13 protein-coding genes and 1 pseudogene are annotated in these 15,797 nt (G+C 40.2%); 7 read left to right on the top strand and 7 right to left on the bottom strand.

The genetic code is table 11. From position 1 onward, the window contains the following. Nucleotides 1-186: 186 nt before the first annotated feature. The 5 genes and pseudogenes from DZC72_RS10515 to DZC72_RS10490 all read right to left on the bottom strand — a co-directional run bounded on the left by DZC72_RS10515 (nucleotide 187) and on the right by DZC72_RS10490 (nucleotide 7,934). Nucleotides 187-1,187: pseudogene (locus tag DZC72_RS10515) on the bottom strand (serine hydrolase domain-containing protein). 317 nt (nucleotides 1,188-1,504) lie between these two features. Beyond that, nucleotides 1,505-3,178 carry a serine hydrolase domain-containing protein gene (locus tag DZC72_RS10505; RefSeq protein ID WP_125222889.1) on the bottom strand — a complete coding sequence of 558 codons (1,674 nt, stop codon included), beginning with the start codon at nucleotides 3,176-3,178 and terminating at the stop codon, nucleotides 1,505-1,507. 114 nt (nucleotides 3,179-3,292) lie between these two features. After that, nucleotides 3,293-3,829 carry a helix-turn-helix domain-containing protein gene (locus DZC72_RS10500; protein WP_125222888.1) on the bottom strand — a complete coding sequence of 179 codons (537 nt, stop codon included), beginning with the start codon at nucleotides 3,827-3,829 and terminating at the stop codon, nucleotides 3,293-3,295. A gap of 302 nt (nucleotides 3,830-4,131) precedes the next feature. After that, entirely contained in the window at nucleotides 4,132-4,548 is a 417-nt protein-coding gene (gene arsN2, locus DZC72_RS10495; protein ID WP_125222887.1) for an arsenic resistance N-acetyltransferase ArsN2, read from the bottom strand. A gap of 143 nt (nucleotides 4,549-4,691) precedes the next feature. Further along, on the bottom strand, nucleotides 4,692-7,934 hold the full coding sequence (locus DZC72_RS10490) for a S41 family peptidase (protein ID WP_125222886.1): 3,243 nt from the start codon (nucleotides 7,932-7,934) through the stop codon (nucleotides 4,692-4,694). A gap of 127 nt (nucleotides 7,935-8,061) precedes the next feature. On the opposite strand from DZC72_RS10490, the gene DZC72_RS10485 reads away from it, so the two are divergent. The 7 genes from DZC72_RS10485 (at nucleotide 8,062) to DZC72_RS10455 (ending at nucleotide 13,873) form a co-directional block, all read left to right on the top strand. Beyond that, a complete protein-coding gene (locus DZC72_RS10485) occupies nucleotides 8,062-8,652 on the top strand; it encodes a methyltransferase domain-containing protein (protein WP_125222885.1) in 591 nt (196 codons plus the stop codon). A 152-nt stretch (nucleotides 8,653-8,804) separates the two neighbouring features. After that, on the top strand, nucleotides 8,805-10,742 hold the full coding sequence (locus DZC72_RS10480) for a S9 family peptidase (protein WP_125222884.1): 1,938 nt from the start codon (nucleotides 8,805-8,807) through the stop codon (nucleotides 10,740-10,742). Nucleotides 10,743-10,806: 64 nt separating this feature from the next. Continuing rightward, nucleotides 10,807-11,511, top strand: a complete 705-nt coding sequence (locus tag DZC72_RS10475) for a DUF2490 domain-containing protein (protein WP_125222883.1) — start codon at nucleotides 10,807-10,809, stop codon at nucleotides 11,509-11,511. A gap of 120 nt (nucleotides 11,512-11,631) precedes the next feature. After that, nucleotides 11,632-12,222: a superoxide dismutase family protein gene (locus tag DZC72_RS10470; RefSeq protein WP_125222882.1), complete on the top strand. Its 591-nt coding sequence runs from the start codon at nucleotides 11,632-11,634 to the stop codon at nucleotides 12,220-12,222. A gap of 73 nt (nucleotides 12,223-12,295) precedes the next feature. Further along, on the top strand, nucleotides 12,296-12,832 hold the full coding sequence (locus DZC72_RS10465; RefSeq protein ID WP_125222881.1) for an RNA polymerase sigma factor: 537 nt from the start codon (nucleotides 12,296-12,298) through the stop codon (nucleotides 12,830-12,832). Next, the gene (locus tag DZC72_RS10460; RefSeq protein ID WP_125222880.1) at nucleotides 12,833-13,633 is read left to right on the top strand and encodes an anti-sigma factor; all 801 of its coding nucleotides are present in this window, start codon (nucleotides 12,833-12,835) and stop codon (nucleotides 13,631-13,633) included. It begins immediately after the preceding gene. A 54-nt stretch (nucleotides 13,634-13,687) separates the two neighbouring features. After that, nucleotides 13,688-13,873, top strand: a complete 186-nt coding sequence (locus tag DZC72_RS10455; protein WP_125222879.1) for a hypothetical protein — start codon at nucleotides 13,688-13,690, stop codon at nucleotides 13,871-13,873. 102 nt (nucleotides 13,874-13,975) lie between these two features. Here DZC72_RS10455 and DZC72_RS10450 read toward each other — a convergent pair whose 3' ends face one another. Both DZC72_RS10450 and DZC72_RS10445 read right to left on the bottom strand, forming a co-directional pair. Next, nucleotides 13,976-15,064, bottom strand: a complete 1,089-nt coding sequence (locus DZC72_RS10450) for a VOC family protein (RefSeq protein WP_125222878.1) — start codon at nucleotides 15,062-15,064, stop codon at nucleotides 13,976-13,978. Next, nucleotides 15,030-15,731 (bottom strand): TIGR04283 family arsenosugar biosynthesis glycosyltransferase, encoded by a 702-nt coding sequence (locus DZC72_RS10445; protein ID WP_125222877.1) that lies wholly within the window; start codon nucleotides 15,729-15,731, stop codon nucleotides 15,030-15,032. The genes DZC72_RS10450 and DZC72_RS10445 overlap by 35 nt, the downstream gene beginning before the upstream one ends. Nucleotides 15,732-15,797: the final 66 nt, after the last annotated feature.

Below are 15,797 nucleotides of genomic sequence, written 5' to 3'. Positions count from 1 at the left end.
GAAGCCTCGAATTCCGGACCGCAACTTCTGAGCATAAAAGTAAAAAGCCCCTTAAAGGGGATTGTATTCAATCTGTATTTTGAAAATCACAGGCTTGTGCAACGGTTAACCTTGTTACCAGCTTGCTTATAATTTAGTTTCATATTCTTGTAATATTTTCCATATATCTATAAATTCCTTTATTCCTTATTTTTTAAGGTAGGTATTGACAATCAAAAGTTTTCTCATTTTAGTTTCAGTGTTGAAAAACATATTGGTTGCGACTCCTGGGTCACCACCTGTATGACCTATTTGTCCCTGCGCTGAAATACCAATAAAAACACCCATATTATATTCGTCATTATAAGCACTTTCATTTCTTTCATTATAATTTTTATCAGTCAGTTGTGGTCTAATTAGTTCCCTATCACTTTGCTTAATTAAGATGCTAACATTACCATTATTACCTGCAATTAGTTCGGTAAAGTATTTCCCTAAATCATTTGAAGTAGTAATTAAACCACCATCAGGATAATTAACCGATTGATAAAAAGCTAATTCGGTTTCTTTGTCTTTGTATAATTTAGAATGTTTTGAAAAATCTACTTCAGTAAATGACCAACCAGAATTGGACATTCCTAAAGGTGTAAGAATATGCTCGTTGGTAAATTCGTTAAATGATTGATTGGTTGCCTTTTCTATTACCAAGGCGGCTAATCCTGCGGCAACATTTGAATACTCAAATATTGCTCCCGGCTTTGTCTTTAAAAAATTATTTTTCTTATGCCATTTTCCATCTTCACTTAAAATATTCTTTAGAAATTCATTTAGGACCATTTTTTTACTATGTGAACGAAAATTGCTATTTACTTTAGCTTCCTTATTCTCTACTTCTTTTAAAATATATCCATTCTTCTCATAACTAGAGGGGTCTTTAATACTAGATGTGTGAGTTGCCAATTGTCGTATTGTAATTTGTTCATAAGGGAAATGTGGATTACATACTTCGAATGGCGAGTGTTTGTTTATAGGGTCGTCTAAGTTAAGTTTTCCAAGCTCTTGAGCTTTAGTAATGTAATACCAATAAAAGTTTTGGAAATAGAAGCAATGTTCTGAAGTGTATTATTAGTGTATTTCTTGTTTGTTTTAATGTCAGAGTATCCAAACCCTTTTTCATATAGAATGCCATCTTGATTTACAATAGCCACAGAGAATCCATTAATATATTCTCTTGCGTATATTTTTTCAAGTTCTTCAGTCAATTTTATTGAGGTAGAATCGTTAGTCGTACAATAAATTGTATTAATAAAAAAAGATTAAGATTAACATTATAATTATTTCTTTCATTTCTAAATAGGGATTGTCTTGCTTGCTGAGAACGCTCTTACTAAGCGGACGATGCGGTCCGCCTGCAAGGCGTGTTCTTCCGTCTGGGAGTAAAGGTATAAAACTTTAGAACTTAGGCAGCAGGAGGGGCCTACCTAAAAGCCATGACGTTTAGTTAATGTTGTGTGTTGTATATTAACTACTGCATTTTTTTAAACCAGACATTTCTTGTACGGCCATTTGATATTCTTAAACCTTCCACCTTTCCGTCTTTATTCCGTTCAAATTCAATAATATTAATTGGCCATACTCCAGAAAATTTGTCATTGTATAGTTGTGTAAGTTCTATTCTTCCATGTCTTGCGTGATCAATGAATAATTTGCCTTCCCTTAATGAAATTGAATATATAGCTTTTAGTTCATCACTATAGTATTTGCCAATAAGCATATTTAGACCGTCTGTATTAGTATTGATGTCAGACTGGATTAAATTGAAAAAGCCAGGCATATCATTTCCCGCTTTAACAGTCATTTGCCCGCTACCATTAAACTCAACTAGAATGAGTTGAGAATATGGGTGTATCATTTGGAATACTTTATCCCCCAACGGAACCAAGGCCCATTCGTTTGATTCAGAACTTGCATAACGAAGTGTATCATTCTTAACATAGATTTTTCGTCCAGATTTCTCTGAATTACTCCAGTAAATACCTTCAACTTCTTTATTTTCTTGAATTGCCAAATTAATCGGTTTGGTATTTATTAAAGATTCTTCACTCGAATTGTTTATCTGTGTTTCTTCTTGTTTCTCTAGAATAATTCGTGATATAGTATTGATCTTAGAACCAATTCTACTTTCTGAAAAATTTGTAAGTATTATAATATGAAGATTTTCTTCAGGATATGTTCTTACTATTCCTCTGAAGCCACCGACAGCCCCTCCATGTTGGATTACTTTTTTACCTAAGGATTTTTCAATTCGCACACCAAAACCATAGTTTGTTTTAAAACCATTTTTGAGAGGGGATGTAGTTAGCAATGAGTTAAAAGCTGCTTCCCAATTTTTCTGGGGAGAAACGAAATTTTGAAGCCATAGACCGAGATCCTTTGTATTGGAATGCATATTACCAGCACCATAATATCCCCAATATTCTATTGCTCTATCAAAATTAGGATATGAATAGTACGATGTTGCATTATTTGAAACCGTTCGATTAACTTGAGTTTCGACATAAGTATTTCTCATGCCCAAAGGGTCAAATACAAATTTCTTCATATACTTATCGAACGGTAATTCAGAAATATTTTCAATGATTTTAGCCAAAAGAATATAGCCAGTATTGCAGTATAAGAATTCTTCTTCTGGTCTAAAATTAAGCTCTTTCTGGTTTTTAATAATTCTATAGAGATCTTCGTTAGTCTCTAAATCATTGCTTCTCCAACCTGCTAGTCCCAAAAGACCGTGAATATCTCTTAGCCCGCTAGTATGTTGCAAAAGTTGACGTATGGTAATAGTGGTTCCAAAGTCAGGCAATTCTGGTAAGTATTTTCTAACATCGTCTTTATAGTTTAACTTATTCTGTTCTTCCAACAAAACAATTCCCATTGCTGTAAACTGTTTTGAAATGGATGCTATATTAAAAACTGTACCTATTGAATTAAGTACATCATATTCTATATTGGCTAATCCATACGCCTTGGAAAAAAATGTCTTACCATCCTTAATTATTGTAACCACTCCTCCCGGATGACCATTTTGATTCCAAGAGTGAAAAAGGCTATCAATTTCTTGTACCTGCTGTTGTTGACCGTAGCTTCGCTGAGAATAAAGGAATAGATTAAGTATAATTAAACAGATAACTTTTACTTTCATTTGTAAAGATTTTATAATAAAAAATGATGAAGTAAAAGTCTGTAATTATATGAACATTAACTGTAAAAAACGCCCGCCAAAAACTCGCCAATTGGGCGTCAATCATCAATAGGGCTATATAATGCTTGATTTTAGTTTGATATAGAGTCTTTTGTTTCTCATAAGTTCAATGCTATTCCTAACCACCAATATTATGTTTAACAAGATGAGTACATATAAAAACCCTATAAAAACATCTCTCCCTAATGCCCCCAAATTGATAATATTTCCGATTAAGTAAATGGTGATCATAATTAAACTCCATATCATCTGAATAGATATGATCTGTTTTGTTATTTTATTAAATTGTTTTTTGGTAAATGTTATAATTAAAGGCACAGAGAAACATATAATGGGAAGAAATACAACAATTAAAGTCGATAAATTAATGTAGTTGATTAATTCTAAGTTTAGCCGATCGTTTGTGGGTTTATTTGTTAGTAGGCCTAGTTCATCAATTTCCAAAGCCTTTGCTAAAGCCTTAAGGGTATATCCTTTAGGGTCTATGCCGGATTCAACACGTTGAATGGTGCGCAATGATATTCCAGATTTTATTGAAAGTTCTTCCTGAGTTAAGTTTAAGTTCTTTCTGTATTCTTTTAATCCAGGCATACTATCTTAGAAATTATATAACACACAACAACTGTATATAGTAACAAGTTACTATATTTCTATTTTAGGAGGAGTACCCTAAAAATCCTGCAAATAATTGGTTTCGGCAAGAGAAAGGGGAAATAAATGCCAACGTTTAGCTTTAACGGAACGGGGAGGGTCAGGTATTCTTTCCGATACTTTTTCCATTGCCGAAAAAGTATCCAAAAAGACTTAGTTAAGAGCAGTGAACTAGCAATAGATTATTCGTTCCGAGGTGCTTCACTCAGAATGACACGATAATGGGAGGTATAGGGATAGAATTAAAGTTCCTTCACCATATACACGGAACTGGAAGGGCAAATTTCAGAGAATTCGGTAGTTCCTAGGATGGCCGTAGGAGCGGTGGACCGTTCCGTTACGTTAAAACCATAACGTGTAAAATAGGCATCGGCCGTAGTGGTCAAAAGGTGTAATCGATGTATCCCCTCTTGTTTACTGGACTCACAAAGTTCATCCAACAACTGCTTTCCAATACCTTTTCCTTTATGGGCATCGGCGACTGCCAAGGAACGCAGCAATCCATCCGCATCATATTTTTCGATGCCAATGCACCCTATGAGTTCACCATTTTTTTCCTTGGTCAAAAAGGCCACCTTGGATTCAACCAAATCTTCGAATGGAAGGTAGTTCGCTTTCAACAGTTCCTGTATAGACTTTAGGTCGGTCATTGGATTCATAGTACGGGTTTTGAAAAAGAAAGTTCGTGATTTATATGTATTATTTTGGCAGCCATTTTTGATTTTAATTAGGTTTCGATGGACTCATCGTTTTGCAATCCTCCACACATTATGACATAATTTTACGCTGAACTTCAACCTCGCTACTTCAACTGCCCCATCAACACCTCAATGGATTTTTCCAATTGCTCATCCCGCCCTTTGGAAATGACCTCGGGTTGATTCTTAATGAGGATATCCGGGTCGGTTTCATTATTCTCCATCCACTCCCCGGCCTTATTCTTGGCACTTACGGGCACTACGCCCCAAACGCCGCCGTTGGGCAAACGTTCCCAACCGGCAAAGCTACAGGTTCCGGGAACGGGCATCCCCACTGTAGTACCAATTTTCAATTCGGTATAGCCACTGGCAAAGCAGGAACCGTCACTGTACATGGACTCGTTGTACATTGCCAGTGTAGGTTTCGTCCATCGGGAGGTAGGCTCTCCTCCTACCACGCGATCTTCCGTCTCATAGGACAAAAAGGCCTCTCCTGTAAAGAACATGGCCAAATCTGCCACCAAGTCGCCCCCGCCGTTAAAACGGGTATCCACAATCACGCCCTTTTTATCAAAAAACTTGCCCATCATTTCCTCGTAAATGGAGCGGTAAGGTCCGTCACTCATACCGGGAATATGGACATAGCCCAAGGTGCCCTTACTTTTCTCCTTTACTTCCTTTTCGTTGATTTCCACCCAACGGTCGTATAGGAGTCCGGCTTCCTCATTAAGGGAAATGGGTTTTACGGTAATCTGTTTGCGACCAGTATTCTCCCCAACCACATCCAACAGCATAAATTCACCTTCCTTGCGGTTCAAATAACTGGCTACATCCCGATTGGACTGTATGGTTTCCCCGTTTATTTTTTCGATAATCATCCCCGGCTTTAAATTGAAACCGGCCTTGTCCAAAGGTCCGCCCTTGATAACCTCGGCAATCTTTATTCCGTTTCCGGTATGGTCGTAATCCATAAAAATGCCCAAGGAGGCCGTCTCGTCGCCATTGTCGATCGAATCGCTGTACCTGCCCCCTGCGTGGGATACATTGAGCTCGCCCAACAGTTCCGAGATCATCTCCGCAAACTCATAGTCATTTCCAATAAAAGGCAGGTATTTTTCATATTCGGTTCGCATAGCGGTCCAATCGATACCGTGGAAGTTGGAATGGTAGAAAATACCATTGGTGCGCAACCAAATATGGTCGAACATATACTGGCGCTCGGCATCGGCATCCAATACCATTTCCGATTTCAATTTTACCGGCTCCTTCTTCCCGGCCTTTACATCGATTTTTGAAATGCTACCATCGGCCAACAGATAGAGGTTTTCCTGCTTTTTGTCCCATTGTAAGCCACCTGATTTTGCACCTAGGGTCAAGAGTTTTTTGGTCTCCTTGGTACGGATTTCGGTTTCCCAAAGGTCCAGATCTTCCTCAAACCGGGTAAGGTAGTAAAGTTTTTCACCATCCTTGGACAATACCGCATCGCTCAACTTGGAGGAATGAATGGTGAGTCGGTTTTTTCTATCCTCAGTGCCCTCCAAATCGAATTTGAGCGGTTTAACGGGTTCCTCCTTAGTGTCTTCGTCCTTCTTCTTTTTCTTTTTATCGTCGTCATCCTTCGCCTTATCCTCTTCCTTTTTATCGCCTTCCTCGATCAACTTCATCAAATCATACTCATCCTTGGATAGGTTGAACTTGTCCCAGGCATCCTGGGTAAGGAACATGGTATACACATCGAATTCCGATTGCCCACTGGTGGCATAACTTTTTAGTCCGTTTCTGTTGGAGAACCAAATAATTTGGTTGCCCTCCCCAATCCATTTGGGCTGCATGTCGTAATACCCGCTTTCGGTGAGGTTTTTTCGGGTCTTTCCATCCGAAGAAATCAGTAAAATCTCACTGTTGCTCAAGGTAACGCCCCAATCCACCAAAAGCCATTTGCTGTCCGGGCTCCATTGATAGTATTTGTCGCCGTCCGAGAAATGGTACAATTCCTTGGGCGTCAATAGGGTTACGGTTTCTTTTGTTTTTAAATTTTTGACTTTCAAGGTTCTACGACCTTCGATATAGGCTATTAGGTTACCATCGGGTGAAAATTCCGGAAGGTAGACATCGGTACTATCGGTCACCAAAGTATCTTCCTGCACCAAGGTCGATGCAAAAAAGTAAGGTTCCTCGGCACGTTGCTTAACAGTCTTAAAAATGGACCATTTACCATCTCGCTCGCTGGCGTATGCAATCGCACTTCCATCTGACATGAATTTCACAAAACGTTCCTGTTCTGGTGTATTCGTGAGTCGTTTGGTCATACTACCGTCTACCGACGTGGAAAAAACCTCCCCACGGCTTATAAAGGCGATTTCCTTTCCGTTGGGCGAAATATCCATTTCCCTCACCCCGCCGTTGATGGACACATATTCCACAGTATTATCTGCGGATTGTGTACGGACGATGATATCCACTTTATGCGGTTCGCTACCCTCCTCAAAAGTATAGAGTTCCCCATCATAACCAAAGACCATGGTTCCGTTTCCGATGCTCAAGAAACGTACAGGATGCGTTTTAAATTGGGTCAGCTGCTCGTTGGAAGCCGTGGCATCCAAACTAAGTTTATGCACATTAAAGGTGCCGCTCTCCTCGCTCAAATAGTATATGGATTTACCGTCCACACCAAAGACTGGGTTTCTATCTTCCCCTTTATAAGTGGTTAGCATGGTATGTTCGCCACTCTCCGTATCATATTTCCAAATATCTCTTGTAATGGCAGATGTATGATGTTTCCGAAACGTATTTTCATAGCCTTTTTTATCGTGATAGACCATCAAAGTTCCTGCAGCATTCACTTGTACATCTTCCGCAGGCACGGTGAGAACTTGGTCGATACGCCCCCCATTTACGGGAACACTGTATAGCTCAGGTTGTTGTCCCATGGGATATTGGCGATGTTTCACATCATCCTGTCTTGCCGCCCCAAAAATGACACTTTTATCATCCGCTGAAAATGAATAGGGAGTCTCATCGTTGCTATGGAAGGTCAACCGTGTTGCCTCGCCCCCTTTCGCGTCCATGACATACACATCAAAATTCCCAAAGCGGTTGGAGGCAAAGGCCAAAGAGTCCCCGTCCTTGCTCCAAACCACATTGTAATCATGGGCCTTATGAAAGGTGAGCTGTTGGGCCACACCACCGTTCTTGGGCACCCGGTAAATATCCCCTTTATAGGTAAAGGCAATGGTATTGCCATCTGGTGAAATGGCGGGATAGCGAAGCCATTTAGGATGCTCTTGAGCGACTGCACCTAGGGTAAAAACGAACGATAGTATAAAAATGGACAGATGGTTTTTCATGCTTGGAATTTAATCGGGCCAAGATAAGTAAAAAGTGTATGAACGGAATCAAAATTTGTATATCCGGTAGAGAATACAGGATGGTATTTCAAATTGTTCCTACTTTAGCATCCAATAACGCTATACCATGGATGAAAAGACCTATTGGAACCAACGCTATGAAACCGGTGAAACCGGCTGGAACATTGGCCATCCTTCCACCCCTATCATGGAATTTGCAGATCAACTGAACGATAAACAAATGGCCATTCTTATACCTGGTGCCGGCAATGCATATGAGGGAGAATATCTGTATAGGCATGGATTTAAAAATGTTCATGTGTTGGATATTTCTGATGTGCCGATGAAAAGTTTCAAAAAAAGAAATCCTCAATTTCCCGAAGCTCAACTTTTAAATGAGGATTTTTTTACGCACAAAGGAGCATATGACCTGATTCTGGAGCAGACCTTCTTTTGCTCCCTTGTCCCTACCGATGAGAACCGAAGCAATTATGCGAGGCAAATGCATCGATTGCTAAAACCCAAAGGTATTTTGGCCGGCGTCTGGTTTAATTTCCCCCTGACGGACAATATGGAAAAACGCCCTTTTGGCGGTAATAAGGAGTTATATATCAGCTATTTGGAGCCTTATTTTAAAATCATCACTTTTAAACCCTGTTACAACTCCATTCCACAACGACAGGGAAACGAACTTTTTGGGATATTTGAGAAAAAATAGCCTTCCTTGGTAATTTACTTTTTCCCATAAAGCTAAGTTGAACCAAGTTCCGGTTCGAGCTCCCACACTTTTGCCTTATCTTTAAACAAGTCTATTCAATTAATAGCCCCCATGCTTAAAACATATTGTCCATCAACCTAAAAACACATCCCATGAAAAGAATTGTATCGCTTTTAGTAGTTGCATCGCTAATGTGGAGCTGCAAAAATAAACCACAACAGACTGTCAAGACACAAAAGATAAAGTCCTACACCATTGAACAAATGATGGATAACGAGGCCATAAGTGGCGGAAGTTTTTCGCCCGATAATTCAAAGCTGTTAATTTCCAGCAACCGTTCCGGAATTTATAATATGTATACAGTTCCAGTTGACGGAGGTGAAATGATGCCCATAACCCAATCAGATAGTTCTTCGGTATTCGCTATTTCCTATTTTCCCAAGGACGAGCGTATGCTATTTAGCATGGACGGCAATGGTGATGAAATCTATCACATATTCATTAGAAACCTCAATGGCAGCGTTACCGATCTTACCCCAGATGAAGGGGCCAGGGCCGGCTTCCATTCTTGGGCGGAGGACAAGAAAAGTTTCTTTTTTACTTCCAACAAAAGGGATTCGCGGTTTATGGACTTGTACCAGATGGATTTTCTGGACTATACGCCAAAATTGATTTATCAAAATGATGAAGGGTACGATATTGGAAACTTGAGTGATGACAAAAAGTATCTTTCACTCTCAAAATCCATAAACACTAACGATTCTAACCTGTTTTTATATGATTTACAGGCCAAGACCCAGACCCAAATCAATACCGAGCAGAGTGCGAACAGCAGTCAGGATTTTTCAACGGACAACAGTGCCCTTTTCTATACAACCGATTTGGGCAACGAGTTTTCCTATTTGATGAAATACGATATTGCAACGGGGGAACGAACCAAGGTCATGGAGCGCGATTGGGATATTATGGGAAGCTATTTTACGGAAAATGGCACCTATCAAGTAACGTATATAAACGAAGATGCAAAGAATACCATTGAGGTAATGGAAAAAGATACAGGGAAAAACATTGAACTTCCCTCCTTCCCCAATATGGATATCACCAATGTAGGTTTCTCCGATGACGAAAAATGGATGCGTTTGTATGCAGGAGGCTCACAAACCCCAAGCAATTTATATGTCTATAATTTGGAAACCAAAGAAGTCAAACAATTGACCCATGTGCTGAATCCAGAAATAGACCAGGACGACTTGGTTACGGCCGAAGTGGTTCGATATAAATCCTTTGACGGATTGGAAATTCCGGCCATTTACTACAAGCCTAAACAGGCTTCGGCAGATAGCAAAGTACCAGCTTTGGTTTGGGTACATGGAGGTCCGGGAGGGCAATCCAGACAAAATTTCAGTTCTTTTATCCAGTATTTGGTCAATCATGGTTATGCTGTTTTGGCCGTTAACAACCGTGGAAGTAGTGGCTATGGAAAATCCTTTTATAAAATGGACGATTTAAACCATGGCGACAAGGATCTTAAGGACTGTGTGGAAGGCAAGAATTGGCTGGCCTCCCAACCGGTAATAGATGCCGAAAAAATAGGAATCATTGGCGGTTCCTACGGGGGGTATATGACCATGGCTGCATTGACCTATACTCCAGAGGAGTTTGCCGTAGGTGTGAATCTTTTTGGGGTGACCAACTGGATCAGGACTTTACGAAGCATTCCGCCCTGGTGGCAATCTTTCAAGGACGCGCTGTATTTGGAACTGGGTGATCCCAATAGTGCGGATTCCGTACGTCTCAAGGCCATTTCACCCTTGTTCCATACGGATAAGGTGACCAAACCGCTTATTGTACTGCAAGGATCCAAGGACCCCAGAGTGCTTCAGGTAGAGTCGGACGAGATTGTTGCCGGGGTCAAAAAAAATGGAGTTCCGGTGGAATATGTGCTTTTTGAGGACGAAGGACATGGATTCGTAAAAAAGGAAAACCAGATAGAAGCGTATAGTCGTGTACTTCATTTTCTAGATGTCTATTTGAAAGGCGATAAAGGCACTCCCATAAAAGATGGGGAACCCATGGGAAACGATTTATAAAATGAAGGTCTATTAATCATACTATTACCATAATCAATTGAAATCAAAAGGAATTCTACAACATATGAGGAGGTTACTTTTAACGATATTTACCCTAATTTCCATAACGGCGCAGGCCCAGGTAAACGGGGAGGACAAACTGGGAAGCTGGCATATGTACTTTGGAACCAACCAAATTGCCGAAAAATGGAGCATTCATACCGAAGCACAGCTACGTTATTTTGAACAGGCCAAAAACTTTAACCAATTGTTGCTACGGACCGGGCTTAATTATCACATTGATGACAATGCCATTGCTACGGCGGGGTACGCCTATATTAAAACTGACCCAACCTCCTTTGAAGCCGCTTTAATCGATTTGGGCGGACAAGCCTCCGACAATATCTCGGAAAATCGAATTTTTGAGCAGTTTATTTTGAAGAACAAGGTCTGGGAATTGCTGTTTGAACATAGATACCGTCTAGAGCAGCGATTTATAACGGACAGCGACCTGAATACAAAAAGCACACAACACCGCGCCCGATACCGGTTGCAAATGACCGTACCCTTGACGGATATCTTCTTTTTGAATTTCTACGATGAAATTTTCATCAATTTACAAAACGAGGCATTTGATCAAAACCGATTGTATGCAGCGGTAGGACTCAATGTGACCAATAATCTAAGCGTTCAAGCCGGGTATCTTAAAAATCATTTTAGGACGGTCAATTATGATCGATTACAAGTGGCCGTTTTTTATAATCCGGACTTGCGCAAGCTATTTAAATAGGGTGATTTAGTCCCAATACCGTTATTCTTCTGAATACTGTTAAAATGATTGGCGTATGAGTTCATATAGCGCTAGGAATTTCTTAATTTTAACAAGTAGAAAACTTTAATACCTAAATAGATGAAAAGAGTGATAAAATTTCCGTTGGCCGCACTGGCTTTATTTGCGGTCATAAATTGTAAAGAAGTAAAAAAAGAGTCCAATGAAGCTGCCGATGAAATGGAAGAGACCATGGAGGAGATGACTCAAGAGGAAGAAGTTGAAACCGTTAAATTTATGATGGAGCCCAAGAGTGATAGTGGTGTGCAAGGTGAAGTGACCTTTACCGAAGAAGATGGCGAAGTTAAAATGATGGCGACCTTCTCAGGCCTGTCCGAAGGGGAACATGCTATCCACATCCACCAAACCGCAGATTGTTCCGCCGCAGACGGAACATCGGCAGGGGGGCACTGGAACCCAACCAATGAACCACATGGTAAATGGGGTGCCAGCGAAGGATATCACAAAGGTGATATTGGCAATTTTATGGCAGATGCCAAAGGCAACGCTACCGTTGAATTTTCAACCTCTGAATGGTGCATGGGATGTGCTGACGAAAACAAAAATATTTTAGGTAAGGCCGTAATCGTACATCAAGGCGCGGATGATTTCACAAGTCAGCCGAGCGGTGCTGCCGGAGCCCGTGTCAGTTGTACAGGAATTATACAATAACGCTAAAAATAGTATGAATAAAAGCCATCCATAGGGGTGGCTTTTTTTAATTTTAATCGTTAAATTCGGCCCTATGCAGTTAGACCTTTTAGTAGAGCGATTTCAAAAGAAAGATGCTTCGGCTTTTGAAACACTTTATGGTATGTACTCCAAAAATATTTGCGGGGTCATTAACACGATTGTTAAGAACGAAAGCCGCTCCCAAGAAATCTGTCAGGATGTTTTTGTAAAGATTTGGAATAATTCCAGTAGCTATAATGTATCAAAAGGAAGGTTTTTTACGTGGATTTTGAATATCGCACGGAATGCGGCCATCGATGAAATACGCAGTAAGTCGTATAAAAATGAAAAAAAGAACCTTTCCGCGGACTACTTCGTAAGTGTTTTGGAAAGTAGGGAGGATGAAAGTAATGCTACTATCGACACAAAAGGTCTTAAGATGTTGATACAGAGTCTTAAGAAAAAATGTGTTCAAATCATTGAACTGCTTTATTTTAGAGGATATACACAAAAAGAGGTTGCCGAGGAATTGGCCATACCCGTAGGAACCGTAAAGACAAGAAACAGAAGCTGTCTTTCCAAACTAAGGGAAAACATGATAGTCAAATAAATGAATGTTCAAGAATACATAGCGTCTGGGATATTGGAACTTTACGTGGCCGGGGTTCTCACAGAAAAGGAAAATCTGGAGATCGCTGCCTATGCGGAGGAGTATCCTGAAATTAAGGCTGAAATACTAGCCATTGAGAATGCACTTATGGAATTGACTCGAAGAATTAGCACCATTAATCCGTATTCTTTTGATACGCTCGAACCTAAACTGCGTAATCTGGAATCCCATTCCAAAGTAATTCCATTGAAAAAGGAAACTTCCAATTGGACATCTTATTTAGGTTGGGCCGCTTCTGTTTTATTGGCCATTGGCCTATTCTGGGTCTATACTCAAAATGAGAGTCTAAAATCTGAAATTCAGCTCGTAGAACAACAAAATCAGGAATTGGAACAACAAATTGCCGATTCCGATGCTTCCCTGGAAAAAACCCAGGACTTACTAAACACCTTAAGAGACAAGGATATTTCCGTAATCCCCTTAGGTGGACAAGAAGTATCACCGTCCTCCTACGCCAAGGCCTATTGGAACAAGCAAGAAAAAAAAGTATTTATAGACGCCCAAGGTCTACCTGAACCCCCCGATGGTTTTGTCTATCAGGTATGGTCGTTAAAACTTTCTCCCCTGACTCCTACAAGTATGGGATTATTGGAAGACTTTTCCACAGATGACAACAAGGTATTCGCGTTAAACAACCCTAACGATTCCGAGGCCTTTGGTATAACCTTGGAACCTGCAGGAGGTAGCGAATCCCCTACTTTAGAGCAATTATATGCCTTGGGTGTTGTCTCCACATCCTAAATAAATCGATTCCAAACAGCTTTTAAATACTAGAAAATTTACTATTTTTCCACCATGGATTTAAAGAAACTCTTCGGGACCATTCTCACATTGCTAGGCATTGGTGGTTTGGTATATGCCGCTATATTATTCGGCAATAGTGCAGGAACTACAAAAGCCTTAATTGTATATGCCGTATTGGGCGCTATCTTCTTCTTTTCGGGAATTGGATTGATCCGAACAACAAAAGGGAAAGAGTAAACAACCTTAGAGCGAGCCCACGAGGCATTGAAAAGAAACTTTACATGAAGTTTCAACCTAATGGTGGGAGCAATTAAATCGCGATTATCGAGTAAATTAGGACTAAATATCCTTGGATATCCTGTGAAAGCCCAGAGTCTTTACCACCCATTTTGGTAAGGGTTTGGTGGGATTCCTGTTTTTTAGGTTCAAGTACAATCCCAAGGGTTTATATATGGGAACCTTATGAGTTTCCACAAATTCTATCAAGGTTCCGTCCGGGTCTTCTACATAACTAAAATGCCCGGCAGCATCGCCCATATCAAAACTATTGGCACTATCTACCGTAAATGGATAGTTAAGATTCGCAGCCCGTTGTCTAAGTTTTTCCATACCATGAATGTCAAAGCATAGATGAATATATCCCAGATCTCCCCACAACCTATTTTCAAATATGGTAACGGGGTCTCTATCCAAGGCTTGCAATAGCTCAATCTGTGTAGGGCCCAAAAGCGCTCCAAAGCCGCCAAAGTTAGGTCGGGAATGTTGAAGCACCACCTTTCTGTATAAACCAAACTTTTGGCGGTTGGTATGTAAAGGAAGTTTTACGGTCTCTTCGCTGAGCACGTTACCATACCCCAACAATTCCTTATAAAACCTGATGGAATCCGGAATGTGGGAAACGCCTATAACGACTCCCATAACACCTCCAATTCTTTGTTTTGTTCTAGCAAAACGATACCCATCCTCTACAACCTCAACCAAGTTGTCCCAAGGATCTTGGAAGTAAAAGGAAGAGATTCCCAACGTATTGGTCACAATATCCGTTTGGTAGGGCAAATTCAGTTTTTCAAGTGCCTCAAAACTTGTGGCAATATTCATGGTTCTCAGCTTCATGGCATTGATTCCCAAGTCTCCCAAAATAACAGGGGTTTTCGGTTTCTCAGGTATCCTACTTGTAAATTGCCATATTTCCAATCCCCCGCCTCCATGCAAATTCAAGGATAGATAGGCGTTTCTATGACAGACCTCGTCTTGTGTGTATTTGGTCATAAGGGTTGCCGGGGCTTCGTCCTTAAATAACAATATATCAAACCCCAGATGCTTTCTGTACCAATTGAAAACAGCCTTGGTGTCGGATACACCAATTCCTACTTGCTGAATGCCATTGATTATATCAGGTGTTATAGGGCGTTTTGATGAGTTTATCATGTATGGTCTTTAACTTTTGGCTGGAATATCCCATTTTAAATAGCACTACCAACAGTAAATTGGATAGGTTCACTCTTAAATAGGAGTTGGAATCGTATTTCCTAGCGGATACAATAAGGTTGTTTTTCACAATTTTATATCTAAGGCCATGCTTTTTTATGCGTTTAAAAAACTCAAAATCCTCCATCAGTACTTGGGTTTCATCAAATTGCCCTAAACTATTGAAAAGTTCTGCCTTGATAAAAAGGCATTGGTCACCGCCTCCCGTAAAAATACCGTCCTTGCCGGTGAAATAGGAATTGATGCGCAATGGCAGGCTTTCCTTGTCAAACCTATACGAAAAGAATCCGGCATCATAGTCTTTCTCTATAGTTCTTCGAATATCGAGTAGAAAGGTTTCAGGCGGTCTCACATCGGCGTGTAAAAATGCCAAGACATCTCCCTTCGCTGTTCTTGCCGCCTCGTTCATCTGTGATGCCCTACCTTTCTTATAGCACTTGAGAACAATAGCATTTTCTAGGGTTTCATTGCAAAAATTAGCATGGCTTTCAGGAGAAAGCGCCACCAATATTTCGAAGGGTTCCTTCTTTTTTAAACCTGATAGTTTTCGAACTAAAAAGTCAATATTCTCGGCTTCCTTATGTGCTGGGATAATTATACTGATCATAAAAGCAAAAACATCATTCCCTAAAATGTAATTTAATATAGTGATGTGCTAAATCTACGGAAATAG

The organism is Maribacter algicola (genome assembly GCF_003933245.1).
Lineage (GTDB): Bacteria > Bacteroidota > Bacteroidia > Flavobacteriales > Flavobacteriaceae > Maribacter > Maribacter algicola.
This window is presented reverse-complemented; position numbering and strand designations above follow the sequence as displayed.